The sequence below is a fragment of the Paenibacillus sp. YSY-4.3 genome (assembly GCF_054767475.1).
The window spans coordinates 82,924-108,203 of sequence record NZ_BAABMC010000002.1 but is presented as its reverse complement, the minus strand read 5'-3'; the positions used below and the strand labels follow the sequence as shown (position 1 = coordinate 108,203).

The 25,280-nt window shown below is 50.0% G+C and carries 27 protein-coding genes and 1 riboswitch; of the genes, 24 read left to right on the top strand and 3 right to left on the bottom strand.

What is annotated here, in order from left to right:
* Positions 1 to 28: 28 nt before the first annotated feature.
* Positions 29 to 1,408 carry a nucleobase:cation symporter-2 family protein gene (locus ACYUJT_RS07385; protein ID WP_460320058.1) on the top strand — a complete coding sequence of 460 codons (1,380 nt, stop codon included), beginning with the start codon at positions 29 to 31 and terminating at the stop codon, positions 1,406 to 1,408.
* A 94-nt stretch (positions 1,409 to 1,502) separates the two neighbouring features.
* Here ACYUJT_RS07385 and ACYUJT_RS07380 read toward each other — a convergent pair whose 3' ends face one another.
* On the bottom strand, positions 1,503 to 1,841 hold the full coding sequence (locus ACYUJT_RS07380; RefSeq protein WP_460320055.1) for a DUF4870 domain-containing protein: 339 nt from the start codon (positions 1,839 to 1,841) through the stop codon (positions 1,503 to 1,505).
* A 298-nt stretch (positions 1,842 to 2,139) separates the two neighbouring features.
* Between ACYUJT_RS07380 and ACYUJT_RS07375 the strand changes: the two genes are divergently transcribed.
* A complete protein-coding gene (locus ACYUJT_RS07375) occupies positions 2,140 to 2,487 on the top strand; it encodes a PadR family transcriptional regulator (RefSeq protein WP_460320052.1) in 348 nt (115 codons plus the stop codon).
* Positions 2,477 to 3,145, top strand: a complete 669-nt coding sequence (locus tag ACYUJT_RS07370; RefSeq protein ID WP_460320049.1) for a DUF1129 family protein — start codon at positions 2,477 to 2,479, stop codon at positions 3,143 to 3,145. Before ACYUJT_RS07375 ends, ACYUJT_RS07370 begins: the two co-directional genes overlap by 11 nt.
* Positions 3,146 to 3,168: 23 nt before the next feature.
* Here ACYUJT_RS07370 and ACYUJT_RS07365 read toward each other — a convergent pair whose 3' ends face one another.
* Complete coding sequence (locus ACYUJT_RS07365; RefSeq protein WP_460320046.1) at positions 3,169 to 4,326, bottom strand: MGDG synthase family glycosyltransferase; 1,158 nt, start codon at positions 4,324 to 4,326, stop codon at positions 3,169 to 3,171.
* 64 nt (positions 4,327 to 4,390) lie between these two features.
* Positions 4,391 to 5,416, bottom strand: coding sequence for a serine hydrolase domain-containing protein (locus tag ACYUJT_RS07360; protein WP_460320043.1), 1,026 nt, complete (start codon positions 5,414 to 5,416; stop codon positions 4,391 to 4,393).
* A 380-nt stretch (positions 5,417 to 5,796) separates the two neighbouring features.
* Here ACYUJT_RS07360 and ACYUJT_RS07355 point away from each other — a divergent pair, with 380 nt between their 5' ends.
* The 21 genes from ACYUJT_RS07355 (at position 5,797) to ACYUJT_RS07255 (ending at position 25,210) form a co-directional block, all read left to right on the top strand.
* Positions 5,797 to 5,994: a hypothetical protein gene (locus ACYUJT_RS07355; RefSeq protein ID WP_155611864.1), complete on the top strand. Its 198-nt coding sequence runs from the start codon at positions 5,797 to 5,799 to the stop codon at positions 5,992 to 5,994.
* Between the two features lie 167 nt (positions 5,995 to 6,161).
* Positions 6,162 to 6,914 (top strand): type I methionyl aminopeptidase, encoded by a 753-nt coding sequence (gene map, locus ACYUJT_RS07350; RefSeq protein ID WP_460320038.1) that lies wholly within the window; start codon positions 6,162 to 6,164, stop codon positions 6,912 to 6,914.
* Positions 6,915 to 8,476: 1,562 nt separating this feature from the next.
* Positions 8,477 to 9,532 carry a cytochrome c oxidase subunit II gene (gene coxB, locus ACYUJT_RS07345; RefSeq protein ID WP_460320036.1) on the top strand — a complete coding sequence of 352 codons (1,056 nt, stop codon included), beginning with the start codon at positions 8,477 to 8,479 and terminating at the stop codon, positions 9,530 to 9,532.
* Positions 9,533 to 9,624: 92 nt separating this feature from the next.
* Positions 9,625 to 11,475, top strand: coding sequence for a cytochrome c oxidase subunit I (gene ctaD, locus ACYUJT_RS07340; protein ID WP_460321560.1), 1,851 nt, complete (start codon positions 9,625 to 9,627; stop codon positions 11,473 to 11,475).
* Positions 11,472 to 12,101: a cytochrome c oxidase subunit 3 gene (locus ACYUJT_RS07335; protein ID WP_460320033.1), complete on the top strand. Its 630-nt coding sequence runs from the start codon at positions 11,472 to 11,474 to the stop codon at positions 12,099 to 12,101. Before ctaD ends, ACYUJT_RS07335 begins: the two co-directional genes overlap by 4 nt.
* A gap of 3 nt (positions 12,102 to 12,104) precedes the next feature.
* The gene (locus ACYUJT_RS07330; protein WP_460320030.1) at positions 12,105 to 12,425 is read left to right on the top strand and encodes a cytochrome C oxidase subunit IV family protein; all 321 of its coding nucleotides are present in this window, start codon (positions 12,105 to 12,107) and stop codon (positions 12,423 to 12,425) included.
* Between the two features lie 101 nt (positions 12,426 to 12,526).
* A complete protein-coding gene (gene ctaG / locus ACYUJT_RS07325) occupies positions 12,527 to 13,453 on the top strand; it encodes a cytochrome c oxidase assembly factor CtaG (protein ID WP_460320027.1) in 927 nt (308 codons plus the stop codon).
* Between the two features lie 27 nt (positions 13,454 to 13,480).
* Positions 13,481 to 13,945: a DUF420 domain-containing protein gene (locus tag ACYUJT_RS07320; protein WP_460320025.1), complete on the top strand. Its 465-nt coding sequence runs from the start codon at positions 13,481 to 13,483 to the stop codon at positions 13,943 to 13,945.
* 206 nt (positions 13,946 to 14,151) lie between these two features.
* Positions 14,152 to 14,877 (top strand): hypothetical protein, encoded by a 726-nt coding sequence (locus ACYUJT_RS07315; protein WP_460320023.1) that lies wholly within the window; start codon positions 14,152 to 14,154, stop codon positions 14,875 to 14,877.
* 48 nt (positions 14,878 to 14,925) lie between these two features.
* Complete coding sequence (locus ACYUJT_RS07310) at positions 14,926 to 15,333, top strand: GntR family transcriptional regulator (protein WP_460320020.1); 408 nt, start codon at positions 14,926 to 14,928, stop codon at positions 15,331 to 15,333.
* Between the two features lie 2 nt (positions 15,334 to 15,335).
* Positions 15,336 to 16,235, top strand: a complete 900-nt coding sequence (locus ACYUJT_RS07305; protein WP_460320018.1) for an ATP-binding cassette domain-containing protein — start codon at positions 15,336 to 15,338, stop codon at positions 16,233 to 16,235.
* A 54-nt stretch (positions 16,236 to 16,289) separates the two neighbouring features.
* Complete coding sequence (locus ACYUJT_RS07300) at positions 16,290 to 17,195, top strand: ABC transporter ATP-binding protein (protein ID WP_460320016.1); 906 nt, start codon at positions 16,290 to 16,292, stop codon at positions 17,193 to 17,195.
* On the top strand, positions 17,188 to 18,480 hold the full coding sequence (locus ACYUJT_RS07295; RefSeq protein WP_460320013.1) for an ABC transporter permease: 1,293 nt from the start codon (positions 17,188 to 17,190) through the stop codon (positions 18,478 to 18,480). Before ACYUJT_RS07300 ends, ACYUJT_RS07295 begins: the two co-directional genes overlap by 8 nt.
* Positions 18,481 to 18,528: 48 nt before the next feature.
* Complete coding sequence (locus ACYUJT_RS07290) at positions 18,529 to 19,734, top strand: TraB/GumN family protein (RefSeq protein WP_460320011.1); 1,206 nt, start codon at positions 18,529 to 18,531, stop codon at positions 19,732 to 19,734.
* A gap of 54 nt (positions 19,735 to 19,788) precedes the next feature.
* A riboswitch (TPP riboswitch) is annotated at positions 19,789 to 19,898 on the top strand.
* A gap of 73 nt (positions 19,899 to 19,971) precedes the next feature.
* Positions 19,972 to 20,619 (top strand): thiamine phosphate synthase, encoded by a 648-nt coding sequence (gene thiE / locus ACYUJT_RS07285; RefSeq protein ID WP_460320009.1) that lies wholly within the window; start codon positions 19,972 to 19,974, stop codon positions 20,617 to 20,619.
* Positions 20,597 to 20,812, top strand: coding sequence for a sulfur carrier protein ThiS (gene thiS, locus ACYUJT_RS07280; protein ID WP_460320007.1), 216 nt, complete (start codon positions 20,597 to 20,599; stop codon positions 20,810 to 20,812). Before thiE ends, thiS begins: the two co-directional genes overlap by 23 nt.
* A 4-nt stretch (positions 20,813 to 20,816) precedes the next feature.
* Positions 20,817 to 21,596: a thiazole synthase gene (locus tag ACYUJT_RS07275; RefSeq protein ID WP_460320005.1), complete on the top strand. Its 780-nt coding sequence runs from the start codon at positions 20,817 to 20,819 to the stop codon at positions 21,594 to 21,596.
* Positions 21,597 to 21,628: 32 nt separating this feature from the next.
* Positions 21,629 to 22,795 carry a glycine oxidase ThiO gene (thiO, locus tag ACYUJT_RS07270; RefSeq protein WP_460320003.1) on the top strand — a complete coding sequence of 389 codons (1,167 nt, stop codon included), beginning with the start codon at positions 21,629 to 21,631 and terminating at the stop codon, positions 22,793 to 22,795.
* Positions 22,796 to 22,994: 199 nt separating this feature from the next.
* Complete coding sequence (locus tag ACYUJT_RS07265) at positions 22,995 to 23,585, top strand: sulfurtransferase TusA family protein (protein WP_460320001.1); 591 nt, start codon at positions 22,995 to 22,997, stop codon at positions 23,583 to 23,585.
* Between the two features lie 44 nt (positions 23,586 to 23,629).
* Entirely contained in the window at positions 23,630 to 24,025 is a 396-nt protein-coding gene (locus tag ACYUJT_RS07260; RefSeq protein WP_460319999.1) for a DsrE/DsrF/DrsH-like family protein, read from the top strand.
* A 33-nt stretch (positions 24,026 to 24,058) separates the two neighbouring features.
* Positions 24,059 to 25,210 carry an MBL fold metallo-hydrolase gene (locus ACYUJT_RS07255; RefSeq protein WP_460319996.1) on the top strand — a complete coding sequence of 384 codons (1,152 nt, stop codon included), beginning with the start codon at positions 24,059 to 24,061 and terminating at the stop codon, positions 25,208 to 25,210.
* The last annotated feature ends 70 nt before the right edge of the window (positions 25,211 to 25,280 follow it).

Genomic DNA, 25,280 nt, shown 5'->3' with positions numbered 1-25,280 from the left:
TACCACTTGGGGAGGAAAAGAATTTTTTATGGAGCGGGAAGCCATTTTTCAAAGAAATAGACATCCAATCAAAACCTTATCGCTAGGCATTCAGCATGTGCTGGCGATGTATGCTGGAGCGGTTATCGTACCGTTGATTGTCGGCAATGCGTTGCAGCTCAGCCATGAGCAGCTGACTTATTTGATCGCTATCGACCTTCTGGCCTGCGGCGTAGCCACGCTTCTCCAGGTGTGGGGCAACCGCATCTTCGGGATCGGCCTGCCGGTCATGCTAGGCTGCGCATTTCAGGCCGTGTCGCCGATGATCGCCATAGGCTTGACCGACGGGATGGGCGTATCGGCCATCTATGGGGCGATTATCGCTTCAGGGCTGTTCGTTTTCCTGTTTTCCGGATTGTTCGGTAAATTAATTGCCTTGTTCCCGCCTGTGGTAACGGGCTCGGTGGTGACGATTATCGGGGTGACCTTGATCCCGGTAGCTTTAAGGGACCTTGGAGGCGGCAATCCGGGAACGAATCCTGATTTCGGAAGCCCCTTGAACTTGTCGCTAGGCTTTGGCGTGCTGCTATTTATTATTCTGATGAACCGCTTTGCCAAAGGGTTTCTGCGTTCCATTTCCGTTCTGCTCGGCCTTATCGTCGGCACGATTGTTTCCGCGATTGCTGGCGGCGTAGATTTAAAGCCGCTTCAAGAAGCGAGCTGGTTCCATACGCCTCAGATGTTCTATTTCGGGGCACCAACGTTTCACGCTTCAGCCATCCTGACGATGATTCTGGTCGCGATCGTCAGCGTCGCTGAATCTACGGGCGTATTTATGGCCCTCGGCAAAATTGTGGATAAAGATATTTCTTCGAAGGATTTGGCTCGCGGTTACCGGGCCGAGGGATTGGCGATTGTTCTGGGCGGAATGTTCAATTCCTTCCCATACACGACTTATTCCCAGAACGTAGGTTTGATTCAAATGAGCCGGGTCAAAACACGGGACGTGATCGTGGTCGCAGGCGGCTTGCTCGTCTTGATCGGTTTTGTGCCGAAAATCGCCGCATTGACCCAGCTTGTCCCGTCTTCCGTCCTTGGTGGTGCGATGATCGCTCTGTTTGGACTGGTGCTGTCCTCGGGCGTGCGCATGCTGGGGGAACAGGTGGATCTTAATCGCCATGAGAATCTGCTCATCATCGCCTGCTCCGTAGGCATGGGGCTTGGCGTTACCGTCGTGCCGGAAATTTTCCAGCATGTGCCGGACTGGCTTCGTATTCTCGTCGATAATGGCATTGTTGCAGGCAGCTTCACCGCCATCGTGCTGAATTTGTTGTTTAACGGACTCAGAGGGCATCAAGTCAAAGCGGCGCCTGCACTGGAACAACAACCGACGGCTGCCGATGAAGCAGCCTCCACGTCGGCACTATAAGTGATAAGTGATATTTAAGCGAATGACCAAGCCTATGAAGAAGGTTTGGTCATTTTTTTTGGGTCATGTCCTTAAATTATTTCGGCGCCGCTTCCTACATTCGGTTCAACTGCTTCTCGGCAAGCTCGCCGATCCAAGGCAGTTTGAGCCATTTGCCTTGCAGAGTCGTCAGCATCAGCAGCAGCCATAGAGCGATGCCAAGCGCGGTCAGCAGCAGCCCTACTACGATACCGATTAGCGGGAGGAAGCCGGCGGCGGCATGGGCGATCATAAGTCCAGCGAACAACATCACGGATTGAAGCGCATGAAAAAGAACGAAGCGGCTTCTTTTCTCTACGGCCAGGAATAAGACGCCGCCGACAAAAGCGAACAGATAGCAAAGGAAGGCCGCTACATTTTCATACAGACCCGTCGAAGATTTGAAAGGCGACATGAGCATCTACCTTCTTTCCGTCAGTCAGATGAAGGGAATAGGCTTGTTCCCTTTCTCAATAGTCAGTGTATGACGAGCCTGCTGCGCACAGAACGGATTGACATTAAAAATACGTACGGCATATACTATATTACAATACAAGGTAGTTGGAGATGTGTTATGACTTACCTTGCAGCATCCCAAACTATACTCATCTATCTTGTTTTACAAGCTAGATGAGCTACCGAATTACCGAGTTACCGAATTATAATGTCAGCTGACTGGAATGGTTTAGCTAACCGGAATGGAGAAATGAAACATGACGACCCACAGCCAGATGCTTAAGGGCATATTAGAGGGCTGCATATTGGCCTTGATGGAGAGCAAAGAGGTTTATGGGTATGAGCTTACGACATTGCTGGAGAAATCGGGCCTGTCATTTGTAAGCGAAGGGAGCATCTATCCGCTGCTGCTGCGGATGCAGAAGGAAGGGCTGATATGCGGTGAGCTGCGGCAGGATGGAGTGTCCGGCGGGCCGCCCCGGAAATATTACCGTTTAACGGATGAAGGCGCGCAGGCGTTGCGGCAGTTTCGGAAGTCCTGGGACTGGCTGCGGCAAAGCGTGGATCACGTACTAACGAAAGGGGCTGATGGCCATGAAGATTAAGCAGATGGCAGAGGAGAATAATCGGCTGAGAGCTCAAATGACACAAGAGAATGAAGCCTATTTTGAAAATATGGTTGTTTATTTGCGTTCGAGTCGAGTCGATCAGGCTAAGGCAGAGGAGCTTCTTCTCGAGACCGCTCAACACATGCTCGAGGCCCAACGGCATGGGAAGACTGCTTCGGATGTGTTTGGAGAGAACCCGGAGCAGTACTTCCGAGAGCTGCTGGAGCACTTGCCAAAAAGGAGCCTTTGGGAGGCGATATCTGAGTATGTGATGATCCCGTGGATCGCCTTAACCTGGATGTTTGCGGTGCAGGCTCTGTTTGGCTTTATCGCCATGGGACTCGGGAACAAGACGGGCATCTTCAGCCGAATCAGCCTATTTTCTGTGTTAATGCTGGTCTTTGCCTCGATTGCTGTAATTGAATTGGTACTGAGGATGCTAAAGCGCGAAAGCGTAAAGCCGGTCGGCAAGAGACGCGGCTTCAATCTAAAGATCGTCGCGATTTATGCAGGCTATCTGGTCGCAGTCATATTAACGGCAGTCTATTTGCACGATAAGCTGCCTGTTATTGAGGCAGGGCCGTGGGTAAACCTAGGGCTGTTCATCGTTGGTCTTATCGGGCAGAAGTTCATTTTTATGCGAAATAATTCATGACACTAACTATATTGGCGTTCTGCCTATAACAAGGATAACGACGTGCTGCCGGTCACCGAGGATGCAGGCGTGAACCATTGCTCGATAATGTCCTTGACGATCGTTTCGGCCGCCGCAGGCCTGCGCAAGTGATCGATCTCTTGGTATACGAGTTCTAGTCGTTCCTCGTTCATGAGAAGTCCATCGATTTGGCGGATCAGGGTTTCCGGGTCGCCTGCGATATGAGCGATTCCTTTATTCTCTAGATAAAGTGCGTTATTAAGCTCCTGACCTGGTACAGGGCGGTACACGAATATAGGAAGACGGCTAACTAGCGCTTCTGAGAGTGTAATTCCGCCTGGCTTCGTGACGATACAATGGCTCAGCTGCATCAGCTGGGCTACTTCACTTATGTAGCCGAACAGATGGAAGTTAGGGTGCCCCCCCAGTTCCTGATCCAGCTTGCGGTGGAGCTCTTTGTTCCTTCCGCAGACCGCGATGACCTGATAGCTTTCCCTAGAGAGCAGCGTCTCGCAAATATCCCGGATACCCTGCATGACGCCGAACGCCCCTGCCATGATCAGAATTGTCCGTTTTGCGGGATCGAGCTGGCACAACTGCTCCGTTACCATGCCGCGGCTAAGGCCGAAATCAGGTTTGAGCGGGATGCCGCTGACCAGCACCCGATCCGCTGGAATGCCGCGTCTGACGACTTCCTCCTTCAAATCATTCGTAGCTACGTAATAACGGTCCACGCCAGGATGAACCCAGCGCCCGTGCAGGTCAAAATCGGTTACGATGTTGATAAGGGGGAGCGTCAGTCCCGTTTTTTTCAGTAATTTCGGCATGGCTAACTGGGGAAAGGTATGAATGATGAGGTCGGGCTCGATGCTGGAGATAGCCTGCTCAAGCTTCCTCATACCAAGGGAATTGAGCACACTCAGTAAGGAGGTATCCGGCTGCAGGTCCTTTGTGGCATTGTAGACCCACCCATAGAGCATCGGCATGGTTTTGAAGCTTTGCATATACACGAACTTGGTCATTTCGTTAAGAAAAGGATGCGCCTCGGCCATCAAATCCAGCAGCACGACATCCGTTATCCCCGAACGATGAAAGCTTGCTTCAAGGGCTTTGGAAGCCTGATAATGCCCATCGCCGTAACTGGCATACATAATCAATACTTTGGGCGAGCCTGAAGGCATAGCTAAATCCCTCCCGATGAACTAAAAATGAATTACTAGTACTCCAAAAAAATGGTCATTGCGGTTAGCTGTGCTTCAAAGCAGGCATTATGAATTTTTCCAGCAGCGGCCTAGGGTTCTTCCAGCGGTTCAAATCACTGGCTGCCGTAAATACGACAACGGCATCGAGAGAAGGGATCACATTGATCTGCTGCCCCCCGTGGCCATGGGCATAGGCGTAGGGAATTCCGTTTGCCTTAGTCGTCCACCAATGATAGCCATAACGGCCGTAGCCGGGACTTTCTGCGGACAAGGGAGTCATCGAACGGGTCAGCCACTCGGCAGAGAGCAGCCGCTCACCATTCCAGACGCCGCCTTGCAGGCAGAGCAGGCCGATTTTCGCCATGTCCAATGCGGCTAAATGAAGTCCAATATGACCCATCGAATGGCCTTCGGGACTAGCATTCCAGGACATGTCTGCAATGCCGAGAGGTCCGAATAAGTTTTTTTTGGCATACTCAGCAGCGCTCAGCCCTGTCCATTCCGTCAGCAATACGGAGAGTAGATGGCTATCTACACTACAGTATTGGAACGTCCCGATTTTATGCTTCTCGATGGGGAGATGCAGAATGTATTTTGTCCAATTGCGGCTCTGGTGCAAGCGATGAATAAATGCCTCTCCCATTTTAACACCAGTTTTCCAGTAAAAGCCAGAGGTCATTGTCAGCAAATGACGCAAGGTTAGTTGTTCCCAAAGCGGATCCAGATTCGGGGCAGCGTATTTTCGCAAGGATCCGGCGATGGGTTCATCCAGTGGCGGAAGCTCTCCCCGATAGTTAGCGATTCCCAGCAGAAGCGAAAGGATCGACTTCGTGGCCGACCTTAAATCATGAAGATCGTTAGCTACAAACCCGTTATAATAACGCTCGATAAGCACGGAGCCTTGCCGGGCTACGATGAAGCTGTTCATTTTAGGGAACCGATTGACGATCTCTTCATCCACGGCGTGAAATAGGGAGGCAGCCTCCTTGCTTTGAGCAGGGGAAGTGCGGTGCAGGCCTGCGGCGTGAGCAGCGGCAGAAGTTGCAGAAATGCTGCTGGTGGAGTACATGTCATTTTCTCCTTTTCTCAGTCTTATATATCTATTGTAACCAGAATTAAGGAAGAGCAATAATCTTGCCGATTGTATTAGTACACAGCTTTCTGATTTATTTCAAAAAAGTGTGCGTATGGAAGAAAGCTGTAAGGCCCGAGCTGAATATGTTACAATATAAGAGATAGGAGGTTATTCCATCAAGTTTGGGGGCTGTCTAGATGATTTGGACACATATGCCAGCACGCTTGATACAATGGGAATTTCTATGGGTATGTAATAGTGTCAGGTGCCTGCCGAGAAGGCATAATGCAGCCTAAGACTTCATGAAACAACATCACTTTTCGGCGTTCTCGAAATCGGAGCATTAATTATAAGCGTTCTGGGAGGGAATATGTATGGCAACGAAAGGTCATAATGAAGTAAAGGAAAGTCTGCGGGAAATGACCCGGATATATAAGCCGAAAGACCCGAAAAAATTCGTAAAGGAATACGTCCGGAAATATCGCATCATGGGCGGCTACGAAGAAGAATTAACGGACCTGGTTGAACATGAGATGGGCAAGCTGAATTCAGTCAACTCGTCCGTATCTTGACGCTCCCTACCGAGCGTGAATCATTTGAAGTCGTTAATTTAATGAGGAACATTTGATATCCGTCTTGCAGCGTAATGCCGCGAGGCGGTTTTTTTCCGCTTATTCCTACATATATTATATCAGCGGTTATTAACGTGGTGTTAAAGCTCGTGAGAGGAGACGGAATATTGAAAATTAACCTAAAAACGAAGGAAGAAATAGTAAAAATCCGGGAGGCTGGCAAAATCCTTGCTGAGTGTCACGGCGAGCTCTCCAGCCGAATTCGTCCGGGGATGACGACGCTGGAAATCGATGAATGGGTGGAGAAGTATCTGGCTGGCAGAAAAGCTACGCCGGAGCAGAAGGGTTATCGGGGTTACCCGTTTGCGACCTGCGCCTCGGTGAACGACGTCGTATGCCATGGCTTCCCGAACCATCGTCAACTCCGCAACGGCGATATCGTCACCATCGACATCGTCGTGAATAAGAATGGCTGGCTCGCCGACTCAGCCTGGTCATATCGCATCGGGGAGGTCAGTGAAGAAGCCGACAGGCTGCTTACCGTCACGCTTAAAGCTCTGGAGAAGGGCATTGCGCAGGCCAAGGCGGGCAACCGCGTGGGAGACATCAGTGCCGCGGTTCAAGGCGTTGCCAGAGAAGAAGGCATCGGCATCGTGAAGCCGCTGATCGGGCATGGCATCGGCCAGTCCATGCACGAGCCGCCTGATGTGCCGAACTTTGGGCGCGCTCACACTGGACCGCTCTTGCGGGAGGGAATGGTCATCACGGTAGAGCCGATCTTGACTTCCGGCGACACGGGTGCCGTCCTGTGGGACGATGACGGGTGGACGATCCGTACGGCCGACGGAAGCCTGGGGGGGCACTACGAACATACGATAGCGATAACGAAAGGGGAGCCTGTCGTCCTTTCTTCCCTGTGAAGAGGACGGCGGGTTCTCTTTCTCAAGATATAAAGTTAAAATCCGGAGCCTCGGCTTCCTTAGATCGTAAGAGAGATTAACACATATCGTAAGAATAGCTGCCTATCACATATCGCAAGAAAGACTACCGCCAAACCCACTTTTTCCTCTTTGAATGTACGTCGATAGACGTTTTTCATATATGATGGCAGAGGAAGGTTAACCCCGGGGTTCGGATCGCACGCAAGGCTTCATCAATATCTAACGCAAACGGCAGAAATGTCGTTTTTTTTTTGCGTTTGTGGCTTCAATTTTTATCATTGACACTTATTCAAGCAAGTTTTGCAGTGATAAGGTCAGATGTTCGTCCTTTTGTTCATACAGGCGAACCTATCTTGCATTTGGTCGGAGGCCATCCAAGTATGCCCCGGACTCGCTCCGTGCAAAAGGCCTCCGACTGTTAGTCCGAAGGAGTCTAACGAATCTCATCAACGTTATTTGTACATAATTGCTAATAGTATAAATCTAACGAGTGTCAGCCACTCTATTTACGGTTTATCTTCTGTTTGGATCGGTAAAGAATGAAATAACGTTACCTAGTTTCGTTACATTTTGACAGGGGCTCTTTTTAAGCATATAGCGATCGTGAGATTCGTTAGAAAGTTCTCGGACTCGGTCTCAGTCAAAATCACGTATCGGTCTCGGTCAAAATCACGTATAAGTAACGTCACGGTCTGGATTTTGGTCACGGCGACGGCGACGGCCACGGCCACGGTTAGGTCTAAGTCTAGATTAGTTTACGATCACGCGTCTCGGCCTTACGCCACGGTCTGGATTTGGGTTTCGATCTCACGTATCGATCTTGTTCTCGCGCCTCGGTCCTGCTATCGCTATGGCGTATCGGTCCCGATCTCGTTCTCGCATCTCGCTCTCAAGTCTCGACCTCAAGTCTCGACCAAGTGTCTCGATCTCATATTTCGATCTCACGCCTCGATCTCGCTATCGCGTATAGTTCTCGATCTCACGTGCTGGCCACGTGTCTCGATCTCGCAATGGCGTATCGCTCGGTCCCGATCTTGTTCTCTCATCTAGATCTCACGTCTCGCTATCGCGCTTTGGTCTAGTACTCGTCTCACGTTACGGTCCTGGGGAACTGTAGGTGCGGAAACGTAGTACGCTCTTGCGATTAGCAGGAATTGTTTGTTAACAGGCTGGCGAAAGGTGGAATTTTCGATCAAATGTGACAAGAAATTCGCTGAAATGTCGAAAATGGTTCAAAATGTTTTGGCCGAGGGCAAAATGGGAAAGCGTCCCTCGCAGTCTAGCGGCAAGAAACGAGGCACAGGAGGAATTAGAAGAGTGGAAACGCTCGCAAACCCTGTTGCGACGGGCTTTTTCAGACATTTGAACAATTTGTGAACTCCCTTGATCTCATTGACAAAAGAGGGGTTCACTCTTATATTTAATAAGTGATTGTTTTAATTGACAGGATTGCAGTTTCCATGCTAGGGCAGGCAAGTTTTTCCCGGGCAAGGGAGAAACCCTGTAATCATCGGAAGAATACGTAAAAGTGGGGTAGATCAATGATGAAACGGTGGAAGGCTGGGAGGCTTGTTCCTTTGTTTGTTGGGCTGATGCTCTTGCTGTCCGCTTGCGGTCGCGAAGACTTGTCAGCACTCAGACCACAAGGCCCGGTGGCACAAGGACAGTTCGATTTGATGAAGCTGTCGATTACGATCATGTTATCGGTAGTCGTAATTGTATTCGGTATTGCGGCCTATGTATTGATTAAATTTCGTCGCAAGCCGGGGGATAAAGAAATGCCGAAGCAAGTGGAAGGCAATCACCTGCTGGAGATTATCTGGACAGGGATTCCGCTGATCCTGGTTCTCGTTCTTGCCATAGCGACGGTCCAGAAAGTGTTCGCTTATGGGGAGAACTACTGGGAGGATAAAGATGCCGTTCGGGTAAAGGTAACCTCGCATCTGTTCTGGTGGGAGTTCAATTATCCGGACTATGACATTACGACAGCTCAGGATTTGATTATTCCTACGAATAAGAAAATCGCATTTCAATTGAAGACGGCAGACGTCATCCACTCCTTCTGGGTACCTTCGCTTGGAGGTAAGACGGATACGAATACCGAGGGAACGATCAACACGGCATGGCTGGAGGCCAAGAACGAAGGCGTTTACCTCGGGAAATGTGCGGAGCTGTGCGGACCGTCCCATGCTTTGATGGAATTCAAGGTGAAGGCGGTAAGCCAGGAATCGTTCGAAAATTGGGTGAATGTGATTAAGCAGCCAGTTGAACCGATCCAGGACCCTGCTCTTGCAGAAGTGTTCAAGACACAATGTTTGAGCTGTCATGCGGTAGGTGATCAAGGCGGACCGATGGGGCCGAACTTGACGGGTATCGGCAATCGCGAGACGGTCGCCGGTATTCTGATTAATGAGGAAGGCTCGAACAAACCGTTCCCAGGCAAGCCGGTCAAAGACAATTTGATCGAATGGTTGACCGATCCGCAAGCTGTCAAGCCAGGTAACCACATGCCTTCGCCGAAGGAAGACCTTGGACTGACCGACGAAGAAATTGAAGGAATTGCGGAGTATTTGGCTAACACCAAGCTGAATTACTAATTTCAGCTTATCAGACGGCATTGATGCACAGGACTTTAAAGGGGGTACAAACCTTGGCTCACGCTCACAGTGTCAAGCGGCACAAGGGTTTGATGGATTGGTTGACAACGGTTGACCACAAGAAAATAGCCATTCTGTATTTGATTGCAGGTGGGTTCTTCTTCGGAATAGGCGGGATCGAAGCGCTTTTGATCCGCGTCCAGTTATGGAAGCCAATGAACGATTTCGTGACCGCTCAGCAGTTCAACGAGTTGATCACGATGCACGGAACAACAATGATTTTCCTTGGGGTAATGCCGATTATTTTTGCGATCATGAACGCGGTTATCCCGCTGCAAATCGGGGCTCGCGACGTTGCGTTCCCGTTCTTGAACTCGCTCGGCTTCTGGACGTTCCTGTTCGGGGGATTGCTGCTTAACCTTAGCTGGTTTATGGGGGGCGCTCCGGATGGAGGATGGACGGCTTATGCACCTCTATCTTCAACGACATATAGTACGACGCACGGCGTCGACTTCTATACGATCGGTCTGCAAATTGCCGGTCTTGGTACGCTCATAGGGGGGATTAACTTCCTCGCTACGATTATCACAATGCGTGCTCCGGGCATGTCCTTCATGCGCATGCCGATGTTTACCTGGACGACATTCGTAACATCGGCGATGATTCTGTTTGCTTTCCCGGCGATTACGGTCGGTTTGGTACTTCTCAGCTTTGACCGGATTTTGGGAGCTAACTTCTTTAACGTGTCAGGCGGGGGTAACCCTGTTCTCTGGCAGCATATATTCTGGATCTTCGGGCACCCTGAGGTTTATATCCTCATTCTGCCTGCGTTCGGGATTATTTCCGAAGTCGTGAGTACATTCTCGCGCAAGCGCCTGTTCGGATACAGCTCGATGGTATTCGCGACCATCCTGATTGCCTTCCTCGGCTTCATGGTATGGGCTCACCATATGTTTACGACAGGTATGGGACCGGTAGCGAACGCATTGTTCGCGATCGCGACAATGTTGATTGCCGTTCCTACGGGAATTAAAATCTTTAACTGGCTATTTACGATGTGGGGCGGGCAAATTACGTTCAACACGGCGAGCTTGTTCGCCATCGGATTTATTCCAACCTTCGTAATGGGTGGAGTAACCGGGGTTATGCTCGGATCTGCTCCTGCAGACTATCAGTTCCACGATACTTATTTCGTCGTAGCGCATTTCCACTACGTTATCGTTGGCGGTCTTGTGCTGGGATTGTTCTCCGGCCTGCACTACTGGTGGCCGAAGATGTTTGGTCGGGTATTGAACGAAACGCTTGGAAAACTGGAATTCTGGACGTTTATCATCGGATTCCACTTGACCTTCTTCCTGCAGCATTTCCTTGGCTTGGTCGGAATGCAGCGCCGCGTATTCACATATTTGCCGAACCAAGGCTTTGATCTAATGAACATGCTGAGTACCGTTGGTGCGTTCTTGATGGGTGTAGGGGTTATCCTATTCTTGATTAATATCGTAATTACGGCAAGAAAGCCTGTCGGAGTTGAGAACGATCCTTGGGGAGATGGACGGACCCTGGAATGGGCAATTCCGTCGCCGCCGCCGGAGTACAACTTCAAGCAGCTTCCGCTTGTGCGCGGTATTGACGCATACTGGAAAGAGAAGATGGCTGGACATAAGGAGATGACTCCTGCTGAACCGGTAGGTTCGATCCATATGCCATCGCCAACGATTATACCGTTTGTAATGTCCGTAGGTCTGTTCATTGCCGGCCTTGGCTTCATGTTTACGACGGATGATTTCGGCAACAGCTTCCTGAATTTCTTGTTCAACAATTACATCGTAGTTATTATCGGTTTGGGTATTACCTTTGGATCGATGATCGTTCATTCCCTATTCGATGATGCGGGATGGCATATTGAACCAGAAGAAATCGATGGGAAGGGGGTAGAAGCATGACCACTCTTCATACAGAGCAAGCTACAAACAAGTTACCCCATGAACCGGAGAAAGCAACCTTAGAAGGCCGCAATAAAATTTTGGGCTTCTGGCTGTTCCTTGCAGGGGAAGCAGTTCTGTTCGGTACGTTATTCGCAACATTTTTGACGCTGCGGAATCAAGTGGCTGACGGTCCGTCAGCCTCCGAGCTGTTCAGCTTGCCGATTACCGCGGCAGCGACGCTGATCCTCTTGGTGAGTAGTTTGACGAGCGTATTCTCGATACAGGCCATGCACCGGGGCAACGTGAAGTCGCTCTTAACTTGGCTGACGGTTACGGTATTGCTGGGTTTAGGCTTCCTAGGCTTGGAAATCTATGAGTTTTATGAGTATGTTACTCATTACGGGTACGGAATGACGACAAGTGCTTTCAGTTCCTCGTTCTATACGCTCGTCGGATTCCACGGAGCGCACGTTATTTTCGGTATCTGCTGGATTTCGATTCTGATCGGGCAAGTTGCGAGAAAAGGACTGACGGTAGTCACTGCACCGAAGATTTATGTTTCGGCTATGTATTGGCACTTCGTTGACGTCGTTTGGGTGTTCGTCTTTACGGTAGTTTACCTGCTTGGAAAGGTGGTAGGCTAAACGATGGTGAATCAGCATAATAATGAAGGTTCAGTGGTGAAGCATCGGCACCGCCATGAAGGGCCTCAGAAGCATGTTGTGGCCTTCATATTCTCGATCGTGTTGACTGCAATCGCATTTGCGACGGTCGCAGCTGGAGGCGTGAACACGGCGTTTACGGTCTTGCTGCTGATCTCGATGGCTGTTCTTCAAGTACTCGTTCAGCTTGGCTATTGGATGCACTTGAAGGATAAGGGACATATGATTCCGATCATATTCATGGCTGGTGGATTTTTTGTCGCCGGGCTGTGCATTATTGCGGCACTTTACTGGATGTGGTGGTAAAATAAGAAGAGGCGGGCTTGTATATAAGCCCCCTCTTTTGTATATTATGGGACTAGTTCACAATTTGGACAGATTTCCAAGCGGCGGAGGGAGTTTTTAAATTGCTGGGATTACAATATTTTAGTTTTAGTGATGTTTGGAGTCCCGTATTTATGTCATTTATGCTGTTAATTACAGCCGGTTATTTCTTAATTGTAGGCCCGCTTAGCGAAAGGTTCACTCAAAGCGAACCGACATCGGCTGGCCGCAAAGTGATGTTCGTTGCGGGGATGTTTTTGATGCACTTGGCCCAGGGAGGCCCAGTCAATTTGCTTGGACATACGATGTTCAGCTTTCATATGTTGAGCATGGCCTTGTCTTACATCGTTGCTCCGCCGCTTCTCATGTTGGGAATCCCGCCATGGATTTGGCGTTCTATTGTACGTCTATTTGAACATACTCCACTAAAAAAGCTGAAATTCATGGTTCATCCCGTCGTCTCTGCTGTCTTATTTAACGGATTGTTCTCAATCTATCACCTCCCTGTGGTTCATGATTATGTTATGCTTAACTTTGGGGTTCACCGCCAGTATTATTTAGTCCTGTTCATAGCAGCCATACTGATGTGGTGGACGTTCGTCAGTCCGATCCCGGAACGCGCGACTCCACAGGGCCTGAAGAAGCTCGGCTTCATTTATTTGAATATGGTGCTGCTGACGCCGGCCTGCGGCTTGATCATCTTCGCCAGCGAGCCGCTTTACGCTACGTACAGCGATCCCAATATATGGGCCAAAGCGATGGGGTACTGTGTACCCGGGGGAGACCCGGCTGCCCTGCTGAGCCAATTCGGCGGCCCTGAGTTTTTTGGCTTTCTGGAGACCCGCGTGGATCAACAGGTCGGCGGCATACTGATGAAATTTATACAGGAACTTATTTTCGCGTCGATGCTGGCTTATGTATTTTTCCAATGGTATCGGCAAGAGAATAAAGAGGATGAAGAGGATGAGCTCATCGCAGATGTGCCTCCGCATGAATTGAATCAGGCATAAGATCAATAAGACAAATGGAGGATGGAAATGGACTTGTTTACCCTATTCCCTACGCTAAGCACGTCATTTATCGTCATCAGTGCTATACTGGTGGCCATTGGCTGGGGACAGATCATTAAGGGCAAAAGAGAGGCCCATAAGAAAACGATGATCGCGGCGGCGATCGCGGCAATTATTTTCTTTATCATTTATACGTCGCGCACGGCCTTTATCGGTAATACCGCTTGGGGCGGCCCGGAGGAGCTTAAGCCTTACTACCAGACGTTTCTTATTTTCCACATTGTTCTGGCGACAGTGGCTGCCGTGTTCGGCATTACGACCCTGACGCTAGGCTTTAAGGAAAAATATGCAAAGCATCGCAAATGGGGCAAAGTAACTTCGATCATCTGGTTTTTCACGGCGATCACTGGGGTAGCTGTGTATGTATTGCTGTACATGCTGTATCCGGGCGGGCATACGAAGCCGGTATGGGATATTCTGCTTGGCACATAAGGAATAAATGACAAGACCTCGATCTTGAGCGGTATACGCTTGAGAGCGGGGTCTTTATTTTTTTCCAAAAAAGGGATTGACGTATAAAAACGACCCGTATATACTGTGTATGAAGATATACACAGTAAGCACACATATATACACACTGAACATTAAGGATAAATATGCGAAATGCAATTCTAATCAGCGAAGGAAGGTTGATCTGCTTGAACAACACCTGGAAAGACGCATGGTTCATTTTTAAAAGAGATTTAAGGCTGGATCGGCTGTACTTGTTTTGGAACGTAATCTTCATGATATATTCGGGAGCTGCGGTTGCGATATTGGCGACTCCATCAAACAACTCGGGAGCATACTTGAATCCATTGCAGGATTTTATGCTGTTTGTGATAATCCCCATTACTGGGTTTTATTTCTCCAGACGGTCTTTTAACTACCTTAAGGAAGATACGTATACCCGCATGCTTCAATATTACCGGACACTTCCCATCCCTGCGATTACGGTGATGCGCGGGCGGATCATTCAATTGCTTACAGCGACACTGTTAAATGGCCTGCTTTTTTATTCGACTTACTATCTGATTACGGGATTCACCAGCAACTGGCTTAGCGATGTGGGGAGGATGATCACCTTCGCTTTGACATGGACCGGATACCTACTATTCGTCAACGGAATATATATTTACTTTGAATTTCTCAGCACAGGGCGCAGATATCTCTGGATCAGTACTCTTATCGCGCTCGCAGCAGGCTTCGTGGCGTTTCTGATTCACTGGTTTGACGGGAACATGCTCGCATACACCCTGGAGCAGTCCAAGCGGTATTCACTCCTATCGCCTATGATGTGGGGAACGTTGATTTTTGGTGGATCATCCTTGGCTCTATTTTGCAAAATTACATTAAGCAAGATGGGAAAGAGGGACTTGATATGATCGCGGAAATGATTTCCGACAAGGATAAGCCGGAGGTGAGACAGAAAGGTGTGGATCCCCATTCAAATCAATGAGAATAGTGCGGAGCCGTTGTATTTTCAAATTGAGACGCAGTTGCGCTCTCTCATTGTTAGCGGGCAAATTGAAGAGGGAACGCTGCTTCCTTCCATCCGGGAATTCGCCAGCAGCTTAAAGTGCAGCGTTATTACCATCCGAAGGGTATACCAGGACCTGGAGAATGAAGGGCTGCTGCTTACTAAACAAGGAACGGGCACCTTTGTGGCCCGGGTTGGACAGAGCGAGAGGAGTGAATACCGCAGGATGGTCGTACAAGAAGCCGTCGAAGCCGCCGTCGATGCGGGTTTATCCGTTCAATATAGCGAGGAAGAGCTGAGGGCTCTTTTTCTGGAAATCATTAAAGACAAATACCGTTCACATGCAGGGGAGGGAAGTTAGAAATGAACGAAACTTTGGCGCTGGAGTTCAAAGACGTCGTAAAGAAACGCCGGCGGAAAACGATTGGACCCATCAATCTCCAAATTCCCCAGGGATACATCGTCGCGCTGGTCGGCACCAACGGCTCAGGGAAAAGTACGATTCTTCATATGCTGACTCGGAGCCTTATTCCGGATGATGGGGAAATCAAGTGGTTTGGAGAAAAAAGTGCCGGTGATCTGCCGCAGGAAATCAGAACCAAAATCGCTTATGTGTCGGAAAATCCGGTCACAGAGGAAAACTACCAGACCGCGGAGCAGGCCGCGAGCTTTCGGGCCCACTGGTATCCATCCTGGGATCAAAAGAAGTTTGAGCGATTGATGGCACACTTTGATGTACCGCGGAATGAACGGCTGAATCGCATGTCCAAGGGTGAGCGCCGCAAATTCGAGGTCGCTGCTGCCCTGGCCACGAAACCTAAACTGCTTATTCTCGATGAACTATCGTCCGGGCTTGATCCGTTTGTCTGGAAGGATATGCTCGCAGAGCTTCAGGATAGCATGCTGGGGGAGGATGTCACCATCATCATGGCGACCCATATCGTCGAGGAAGTAAAGCGGCTTGCCGATTACATCGTATTGGTGCATCAGGGCAAGGTGCTGGGTATGGCGGAGAAAGATCTGCTCTACGGAAGCTGCTATGAGGTATGGGTTCGCGGAAATTTAGATGAATGGAAGGGAAGACGTGAGCTGATTCGATGCGACGAGGATGAACCGTCGATGCATAAATTGGTTGTCCGAGATGAAGCTTTCATCAGCGAGCTGCAGCAATCCAAGGATCTTCAAGTATTGCGAACCCGGGCCCTTGAACTGGAAGAGGTGCTTGAACTATGGATCCAAGGGTATGCTCCGGAATATAAATGATGTTCATTTGTTGACTTGATTGAAATAGAAGCATGGAACAAGGAGGCTGAAACGATGGCTACACCATTGGTATTGGAACAGGTAACGAAGCAGTTTGGAGATAAAACAGCGGTAAACGGCATTTCCCTTCAAGTGGAGGAGGGAGAAATATACGGGCTGCTCGGTGGCAATGGAGCGGGTAAAACGACGACGATGCGAATGGTGCTCGGGTTAATCTATCCGGATGACGGACGAATTCTCTACCATGGGCAAGAGTACAATAGCGAATTGCAGCACAAGATGGGCTATTTGCCGGAGGAGCGCGGTTTATATCCGAAAGTAAAGGTCAGCGATCAAATCATTTATTTAGCCCGGCTGAAGGGGATGTCGGCTCGAGAGGCGGATAAAAGTCTGCGATATTGGCTGGAACGCTTCGAGGTGCCGGATTATTACAACAAGAAGATCGAAGAGCTCTCCAAAGGAAATCAGCAAAAAATGGGCTTCATCGCAGCTGTCGTGCATAAGCCTAAAATTCTGATCCTGGATGAAGCCTTTAGCGGACTCGATCCCGTCAATGTCGAACTGCTCAAAGCGACGGTGAAGGAGCTGCGGGATGAAGGAACGAGCATCCTGTTCTCAACCCACCGCATGGAGCACGTGGAGGAGCTGTGCAGCAATATTACGATTCTGCAGCGGTCCAATACGGTACTGCAAGGAAATATTCGAGACATCAAGAAGCGTTATCCTCGCGAGGAGGTTCTTCTCCATACGACGGGAGAGGTTTCCGGGCTGGAAGGCATTCCAGGTGTCGAGCGGGTCGAACGCGGTGAGCGCGGCTATTCTCTGCGAATTTCCGATGTGGCAGCCGCACAGGACATTCTGCGCCGGGCAATGGAAGAGAGCACCGTCGAGCATTTTGAAATCAAGGAACCAACATTGAATCAAATCTTTATTAAAGAGGTAGGTGAATCGCATGAATAAGCTGTTGCCGATCATTAATTTTACCTTTACTAATAAGATTAGGACAAAATCCTTCGTCGTCACTACTATTATTTTCGCGGTATTGTTATCTGTCGGCATCCATGTGCCGTATTTCATTCAATTATTCACAGGCAACGAGTCCGCTGAATCGCAAATCGGCCTTGTCTATGGCAACCAGCCTGAGATTGCGGAGTCGCTGGAAGCCTTTGTCGACAAGCAGCCGGATGGCAAAATCAAGCTCGTAAAATACGAACAAGTGAATGAACAGTCGCTTATTCATGATTTCGAGAACGGAACGATCAAGGGCTATCTGGAGTTTGGAGAAGCTGCTGGACTGCAATTTCCGAAGGTCATTTATACCTCGAAAAAGGACAGCATGGATTTGACGCTTCAGTCGATGCTCCAGCCAGCACTAGAGAACGTGAAAATGCAGTACGTAACTCGTGGAAGCTCCCTTACGGATGAGCAAATCGCTGCGATAAGCGCGCCAGTCGTCATCGAAGAGCTGAAGGCCGAACAGGCCGCCGGGACGGGCAGCGCTGCCGATGTAAAGGAAGGCTCTAGGCCGGCGGCGATCAATTACGTTATTGTATACGGGCTGATCGTTCTGTTCTTCATGACCAATACGATGACGGGCAACATGATTGCTGCAGAAGTTACTTCGGAGAAAAGCTCGAGGATTATGGAGATTCTGGTGACGAGTGTCTCGCCGCTGACGCAAATGTTCGGCAAAATTCTGGGCATGTTCCTGATCGGACTGCTGCAGATTGCCATCTTCATCGCCGTCGTTGCCGCCAATCTTGCATTGCCGTACAATCAGGGTTCCTTGGCCGAACTGAATTTGGATTTATCGCAAATTAATTTTCAAATTGTTATCGTGGGACTTCTCATCTACATCTTGGGCTACTTCCTGTATGCTACTTTGTATGCCGCGGTCGGCTCGATCGTCAGCCGCACCGAGGATCTCGGCCAGGCAGTCATGCCGATTACAATGCTGTCGTTGGCGGCGTTCTATATCGCGATGTTCAGCTTGTCGACGCCGAACTCCATGCTTCTCAAAGTATGCTCTTATATCCCATTTGTATCTCCGGTAACGCTTCTGCTCCGGTTTGGCGTGGGGGATGCAACGTTCCTGGAAGTCGCATTGTCCCTAGTTATTCTACTAATTGCGATTTTCTTCTTCAGCTGGCTAGCCGCCAAAATTTATCGCACCGGCGTCTTGCTGTACGGCAAGCGTCCGACGTTGAAGGAGCTGCGCAAAGCGATGAAGGCCTACAAGATTTAATTCAGTATGAAATACAAAATAAAACGATATACAAAGGAGAAGGTAAACATGAAGAATTGGAAACGATCGCTCTTATCTCTCTTGATTTCTGTAGGCTTACTCTCTACAGCAGCTCCGGCAATAGCAGCTCCACAGCAAGCGTCGGTAAAGATCAACAACAAGAACGTTGAATTCGTAACGAATGCGCCTATTGTTGATCAAGGAACAACGATGGTACCACTGAAATCAACGCTGCAAGCGATGAATGTGGAGCTAAGCGATGTGCAGGATGATACGATTCATGTCGTTATTGACGGCAAGGAGGTTACGCTGAGCAGCAAGACGAAGCTGATTAACGGCGAGACGTACGCTCCGATTAGAGTCGTTGGGGAAGCGGCAGGTTACAAAGTACATTGGGATCAGCATTCCCGGACGGTGCTTCTTATCTCTAAAGCAACGGGTGAAGGTGCCCGCGGCTTCATGTGGGAAGTCAAAAATGACGGGAATACGGTGTACCTGGTAGGGTCGATGCATATTGCGGACGACAGCTTTTATCCGCTGCGTTCGGAATTCGAGGAGGCTTTTGCAGAAGCTGATTATTTGGGAGTAGAGATTGATCTTAGCAAGGCTGCGGATGAAGCTAATCAGAAGCTGATCATGGATATCGGGATGTATCAGGATGGTACGACCCTGAAAGATCATGTGTCCAAGGAGACATATGCGAAGCTAGAGGATACTTTGAAGCAAAACGGTATGGAGCCAACCGCCTTTGATGCCTTCAAGCCTTGGGTTGTAGAGTCCACCATCAGCACACTTAAATCGATGGAGGCAGGTTATGAAGCAACTGCTGGAGTAGACCTATATTTCATTCAGAAAGCCATGGAACGCAAAGTGCCGGTTTTGGAGCTGGAAACCTACGAGTCCCAATTGGGCATGCTCGACAGTTTCTCCAACGAACTACAGGAGAAGAACCTAAATACGGCGTTGGATAACTTCGATGTTTCGGTTGAACTTGTGGACGATATGGCTGACATGTGGAAATCAGGGGATGACGAGAGACTGCTTGAGTTCACTGAGAGCATGATCGAGGATCCGGAGTATTACAAAGCGATGCTGACCGACCGGAATATCGTTATGGCCGACAAAATCGATGGATACCTGAAAAGCGACAAAAAAGCGGAATATTTCATTGTTGTTGGCGCCGCGCATTACCCAGGCAAAGACGGTATCGTTCAGCTGTTGAAGGATAAAGGTTATTCTGTCGTTCGCAAATAATAGTTTTAATAATCTTGTCAAGCTGATTATGGTAAGTTATAGTGAGAGTAACTGAATATGGAGTGCGGGTGCTGGATGAAGTCCGGCTGAGATTGGAACCTGATGTTCCGGACCGTTAATCTGATCCAGGTAATGCTGGCGTAGAGAACATATCGAATTTAAAGCCATTCGTGTATTCTCGAATGGCTTTTTTGTGTCTTGCAGCCGGTAAATACAAAACGGAGGTAGAGTTAGCAGATGAGAGATTTTCGTTTGTACGCTATTACCGATGAGAAAAGCCATCCCGGCAGGGAGCTTGCCGAAGTGATGGAGGAGGCTATTCTTGGCGGCGCCGATATCGTGCAGCTTCGGGATAAGCACAGTGATCGGGCGGATGTACTGGAGAAGGCAAAGCGGCTTCGCGAATTGACCCGCCGGTATGATGTCCCTTTTATCGTCAACGATTATATCGATATTGCGCTTGAGGTGGATGCGGATGGCATTCATCTGGGCCAGGGCGACACGCCGCTTACCGTGGCCAGGAAAATGGTCGGCGGCAAAATCATCGGCATTTCCACGCATGCGATCGAGGAAGCGCTGCTGGCTGAACAGCAGGGAGCGGACTATATCGGCGTCGGTCCCGTATACTCGACGGCTACGAAGGCAGATGCAGCACCGGTGACGCTCTCCTATGTTCGCGAGGTGGCGGCGAAAATCCGCATTCCATTCGTAGCGATCGGAGGCATCAAGCTGCACAATGCGGATGAAGTAATTGCTGCCGGGGCAACGCGAATTTGCGCGGTGACCGAAATTGTAGGCAGTTCGGACGTAAGAGGAACATGCGAAGCCTTTATTCGCAAACTGGAGCAAGGGGGAGCGGTTCATGGGAAATACGCAGATGGTTGAGCTGAAGGTGAATGGAGTTAAGCACAGCTTGGAGGCGGGAACCGTTCAGGATGTGATCGCCCATTATGGCTTGTCGGGCAAGCCGGTTATCGTGGAAGCAGACGGTGTGATTTTGACACCTGAGCAGTGGGCGGATACAACGGTTGCCTCGGGGATGGTCATCGAGCTAGTTCATTTTGTGGGAGGGGGTTAAGCGGATGCGGGACGATGCTTTGCGTATCGGCGGCCGTTCGCTGTCGTCGCGTTTTTTTATTGGCACAGGGCTGTTTCCCAACCCGTTCGTACAGAAGGAAGCGATCAAAGCTTCCGGGGCGGAAGTGCTTACGTTTGCCATTCGGCGGATCAATCTGGACGCGGTAGAGGATGATTCCATTTTGCAGCATATTGAGGATGAGGCCTATCAATATTTGCCGAACACCTCGGGCGCAAGCACGGCCGAGGAAGCGGTCCGGATCGCGCGGCTCGCTAGAGCCTCGGGTCTGAGTGATTGGATCAAGGTCGAGATTAGCGCGGATGCAAAGACGCTTCTGCCCGATCCGATCGAGACGCTTAAGGCGACGGAAATGCTGGTCAAAGAAGGATTTACGGTGCTGCCGTATATTTCCGACGATCCAGTTACCTGCCGCCGGCTTGAAGAAGCGGGAGCTGCCGCGATCATGCCGGGAGCAGCGCCGATCGGTACGGGGCTCGGTATATTGAATCCCTATAATTTAGGGCTGATCGTAGAGGAAGCTGGCGTACCGGTCATCGTCGATGCGGGGCTTGGAACGGCCAGTGACGTGACGAAAGCGATGGAGCTGGGTGTGGACGGGGTGCTTATGAATACTCCGGTAGCCAAGGCGAAGGATCCGGTCATGATGGCGGCCGCCATGAAGCACGCGATAGAGGCTGGGCGTCTTGCTTATTTATCCGGACGAATTGCCCGGAAGAAGTACGCTTCCGCGAGCAGCGGTTTAGAACAATTCATATTGGAATAGCCCTATGAAAAATAGCGGCTGGGAGCGATAGCATGATGCAGAATATAGTGATTATGGGCGGCGGTATTATCGGATTATCCTGCGCCTTTGAATTACGGAAACGAGGCCATAACGTCACCCTGCTGGAGATCGGCAAATGCGGCGGGCAGGCCTCGGGAGCAGCCGCTGGCATGTTGGCGCCTTACTCTGAAAACCTGGAAGAGCCGGACGAATTTTTTCGGTTGTGCCTCGACAGCCTGGGGCTGTATCCGGCATGGCAAGAGGATGTCAGGCATATGTCGGGGCAAGCTTTTGAATATGCCAACTCCGGCAGTCTTTATGCAGTGTACCATGAGGCCGATATCTTGGCCTTAGAGGGCAGGCTGCTGTGGCAGCGAGCGTTCGGCTCCTCCGGCCGGATTGTTGAGGGTGAGGAGCTCAGGGAGATCGAGCCGGGGATCTCCAGCGAAGTCAAGGCGGCGCTATACACGCCGGAGGAGAGCCACATTTATGCCCCGCATTATGTGCAGGCGCTAGAACAGGCTTGCCGGGATATGGGAGTGCGTATCTTCGAACACTTGGAGAGCGTGGATATTGTCGATTGGCAACCAGAATCGAGGAAAATACCGGAGCAGACGCAATTTCTACGACGCGAAATTGTCGTGAGATCCTTGGATGGCCGAAAATTCGCGGCAGATCGCTTGGTGGTATGCTCCGGCGCATGGGCTCAGGAGCTCTCCGGGACGATTGCGCTTCCCATTCCGATTTATCCGATTCGCGGGCAAATATGCGCTTATCATAACGCTCAGCATACGGTGAGGGGTATGGTCTTCAACAATCAAGGCTACGTGGTTGCCAAAGATAACGGCACCGTCGTATGCGGCGCATCCGAGGATGTTGCCGGATTCGATACTTCGGTTACGGAGAAGGGCATAGAGCGGCTGCGCAAATGGAATAAACGGTTGTTTCCCTCTCTGGAAGGGGAAATCCCTTTTCACAAATGGGCGGGACTTCGCCCTTCCACCCAGGATGGCCGTCCTTTGCTAGGAGCGCTTGAAGCTTCGGATCAGATTGTCTTTGCGGCTGGCCATTACCGCAATGGGATATTGCTCAGCCCGGTGACAGCTAAAATCGTCGCGGATGTCATCGAGGGTCTTGAATTGCCTAGTTATTATCCGGCATTCGCGCCGGAAAGATTCAATCATATGATGATGCGGTAAACGCAGCGTTAACGTAATCACCTCTTCTTGTGGCGGGTATCGCCTTTCGCAAGAAGAGGTTTTTTGTCGTGGCAATCATCACCAATGCAGAATTTGGTCACCCTTGTTGACAACCTAAAGGTTCTGATTTATGATTTATACCCATAGGGGTATATGTATAATGCAAAGCGATAAATCATGATGAAAGGGAGGAATCGAATTGTTCGCATCCAAAGAGATTCAAGTCGATCAAACGCTGGACTGTAAAGGACTGTCGTGTCCTTTGCCCATAGTAAGAACCAAGAAAGCCATGGATGGAATGGATCACGGTCAAGTGATCGAGGTTCAGGCCACGGATGGGGGCTCGCTGGCAGATATTCAAGGCTGGGCCAAAAATACGGGTCACCAATATTTGGGGACCATTGAGAAGGATGGCGTCCTCAAGCATTATCTTCGCAAATCGCGCCCCGACGAGATTGAAGAGGAACAGAAGTACCCCTATATCGCTTCCAATGATGAGTTGCAAGCCAAAATCTTAGCGCAGGAAGCCATTACGATTCTTGATGTGCGCGAGCCTGCGGAATATGCCTTCGGCCGCATTCCCGGAGCCAAGTCCATTCCGCTGGGAGAACTGGAGCAGCGGGCGGGCGAGTTGAATCCGGACGAGGATATCTATGTTGTGTGCCGGACAGGCAGCCGCAGCGATCTAGCTTGCCAGCTTCTTGCCGATATAGGCTTCAAGCTGGTGAAGAATGTGATACCGGGAATGACGGAATGGAACGGGCCTCAGGAACGGGCACTGGAGAAGTAACACTTTTTTAAAATCAAATAAATGAAACCCATGGAGGTATTATGATGTCCACAAAAGTAGCAATCATTGCAAGCAACGGTGGTTTATTCGACGCATACAAAGTATTCAATATCGCTACGGCCTCGGCGGCAACGGAGGCTGAGGTAGCCATCTTCTTCACGTTTGAAGGACTGAACCTGATCCACAAGCAAGGGCATCAGCAATTGCCGCTGCCGGCCGGGAAAGAACATTTTGCCGAAGGCTTCAAGAATGCGAACGTTCCTTCAATCCCGGAATTGGTCAGCATGGCTCAGGAGCTGGGCGTGAAATTGATCGCCTGCCAGATGACGATGGATGTTATGAACCTGCATAAAGAAGATTTCGTTGACGGCATTGAAGTCGGCGGAGCTGTAACGTTTCTCGATTTTGCGAAGGATGCGAATGTATCCTTGTCATTTTAAATAACGATCATTTATCGAAAGGGGATAACTCGAATGTCAGCAACTACTTCACCATTGCAAAAAATGACGGCCGGCGAGTTGACCCGGCGGATTCTGAGCAAGGAGCCTTTATTCATTCTTGACGTTCGCAATAATAGCGACGTAGCCGATTGGCAAATCGAAGGGGAGAGTATTGAGCTGGTCAACATTCCTTATTTTGATTTGCTGGAAAGCGTAGATGCTGCGCTGGAGCGGTTGCCGGAGGACAAAGAAGTTCTCGTTGTCTGTGCCAAGGAAGGTTCCTCCAAGTTCGTGGCCGAGCAGCTCGTGGAAGCGGGAATAAGCGGCGTGTATTATTTGGAAGGCGGCATGAAGGCATGGAGCGAGCATTTGGAGCCTGTGCTGATTGGCAAGCTGCAGGATGGCGGCTCGCTGTACCAATTCGTGCGAATCGGCAAAGGCTGTCTGTCCTACATGGTCATTTCCGCAGGAGAAGCCGCGGTTATTGATGCGGTAAGAATGGCTGGGGTGTTCAAGGATTTTGCCGCAGTGGAGGGAGCAGCGATCAAGTACGCGCTCGATACGCACCTGCATGCCGACCATATCTCCGGCGGCCGCAAGCTGGCGGAGCAAACAGGGGGAACGTACTGGCTCCCTCCAAAGGATGCGGGAGAAGTTACGTTTGAGTACGAGAAGCTGGAGGAAGGAACCGTCGTCACCGTGGGAAATACCAAAATCGAGATCCAGCCGATATACTCCCCGGGACATACGATCGGCAGCACTTCTTTCATTATTGATAACAGGTATTTACTGACCGGTGATATTCTGTTCGTCGAATCCATCGGACGCCCGGATTTGGCTGGCAAAGCAGAGGATTGGGTTGGGGATCTGTATACTACCTTGCACGAACGCTATAAATCGTTATCGGATGAATTGATCGTGCTTCCTGCCCACTTTGGCAAGATGACTGAGCTGGGAGAAGACGGAGCTGTCTCTGCGCGGCTCGGGGATCTCTACAAGCACAATCCTGGCTTGCAAGTCGCTGCCGAAGCAGAATTCAGACGGATGGTCAGCGAAAATTTACCACAGTATCCAAACGCTTATCAGGAAATTCGCCAGACCAATATGGGCAAAATACACCCAGATGAAGAGCAGCAGCGCGAAATGGAAATCGGTCCGAACCGCTGCGCCGTGCATGATAAATAGCCCGCGATTGAACTACGGGGTCTATATTTTTCTGGTGAAAAAAAATTAAAAGAAATAAGCGAACATGGTT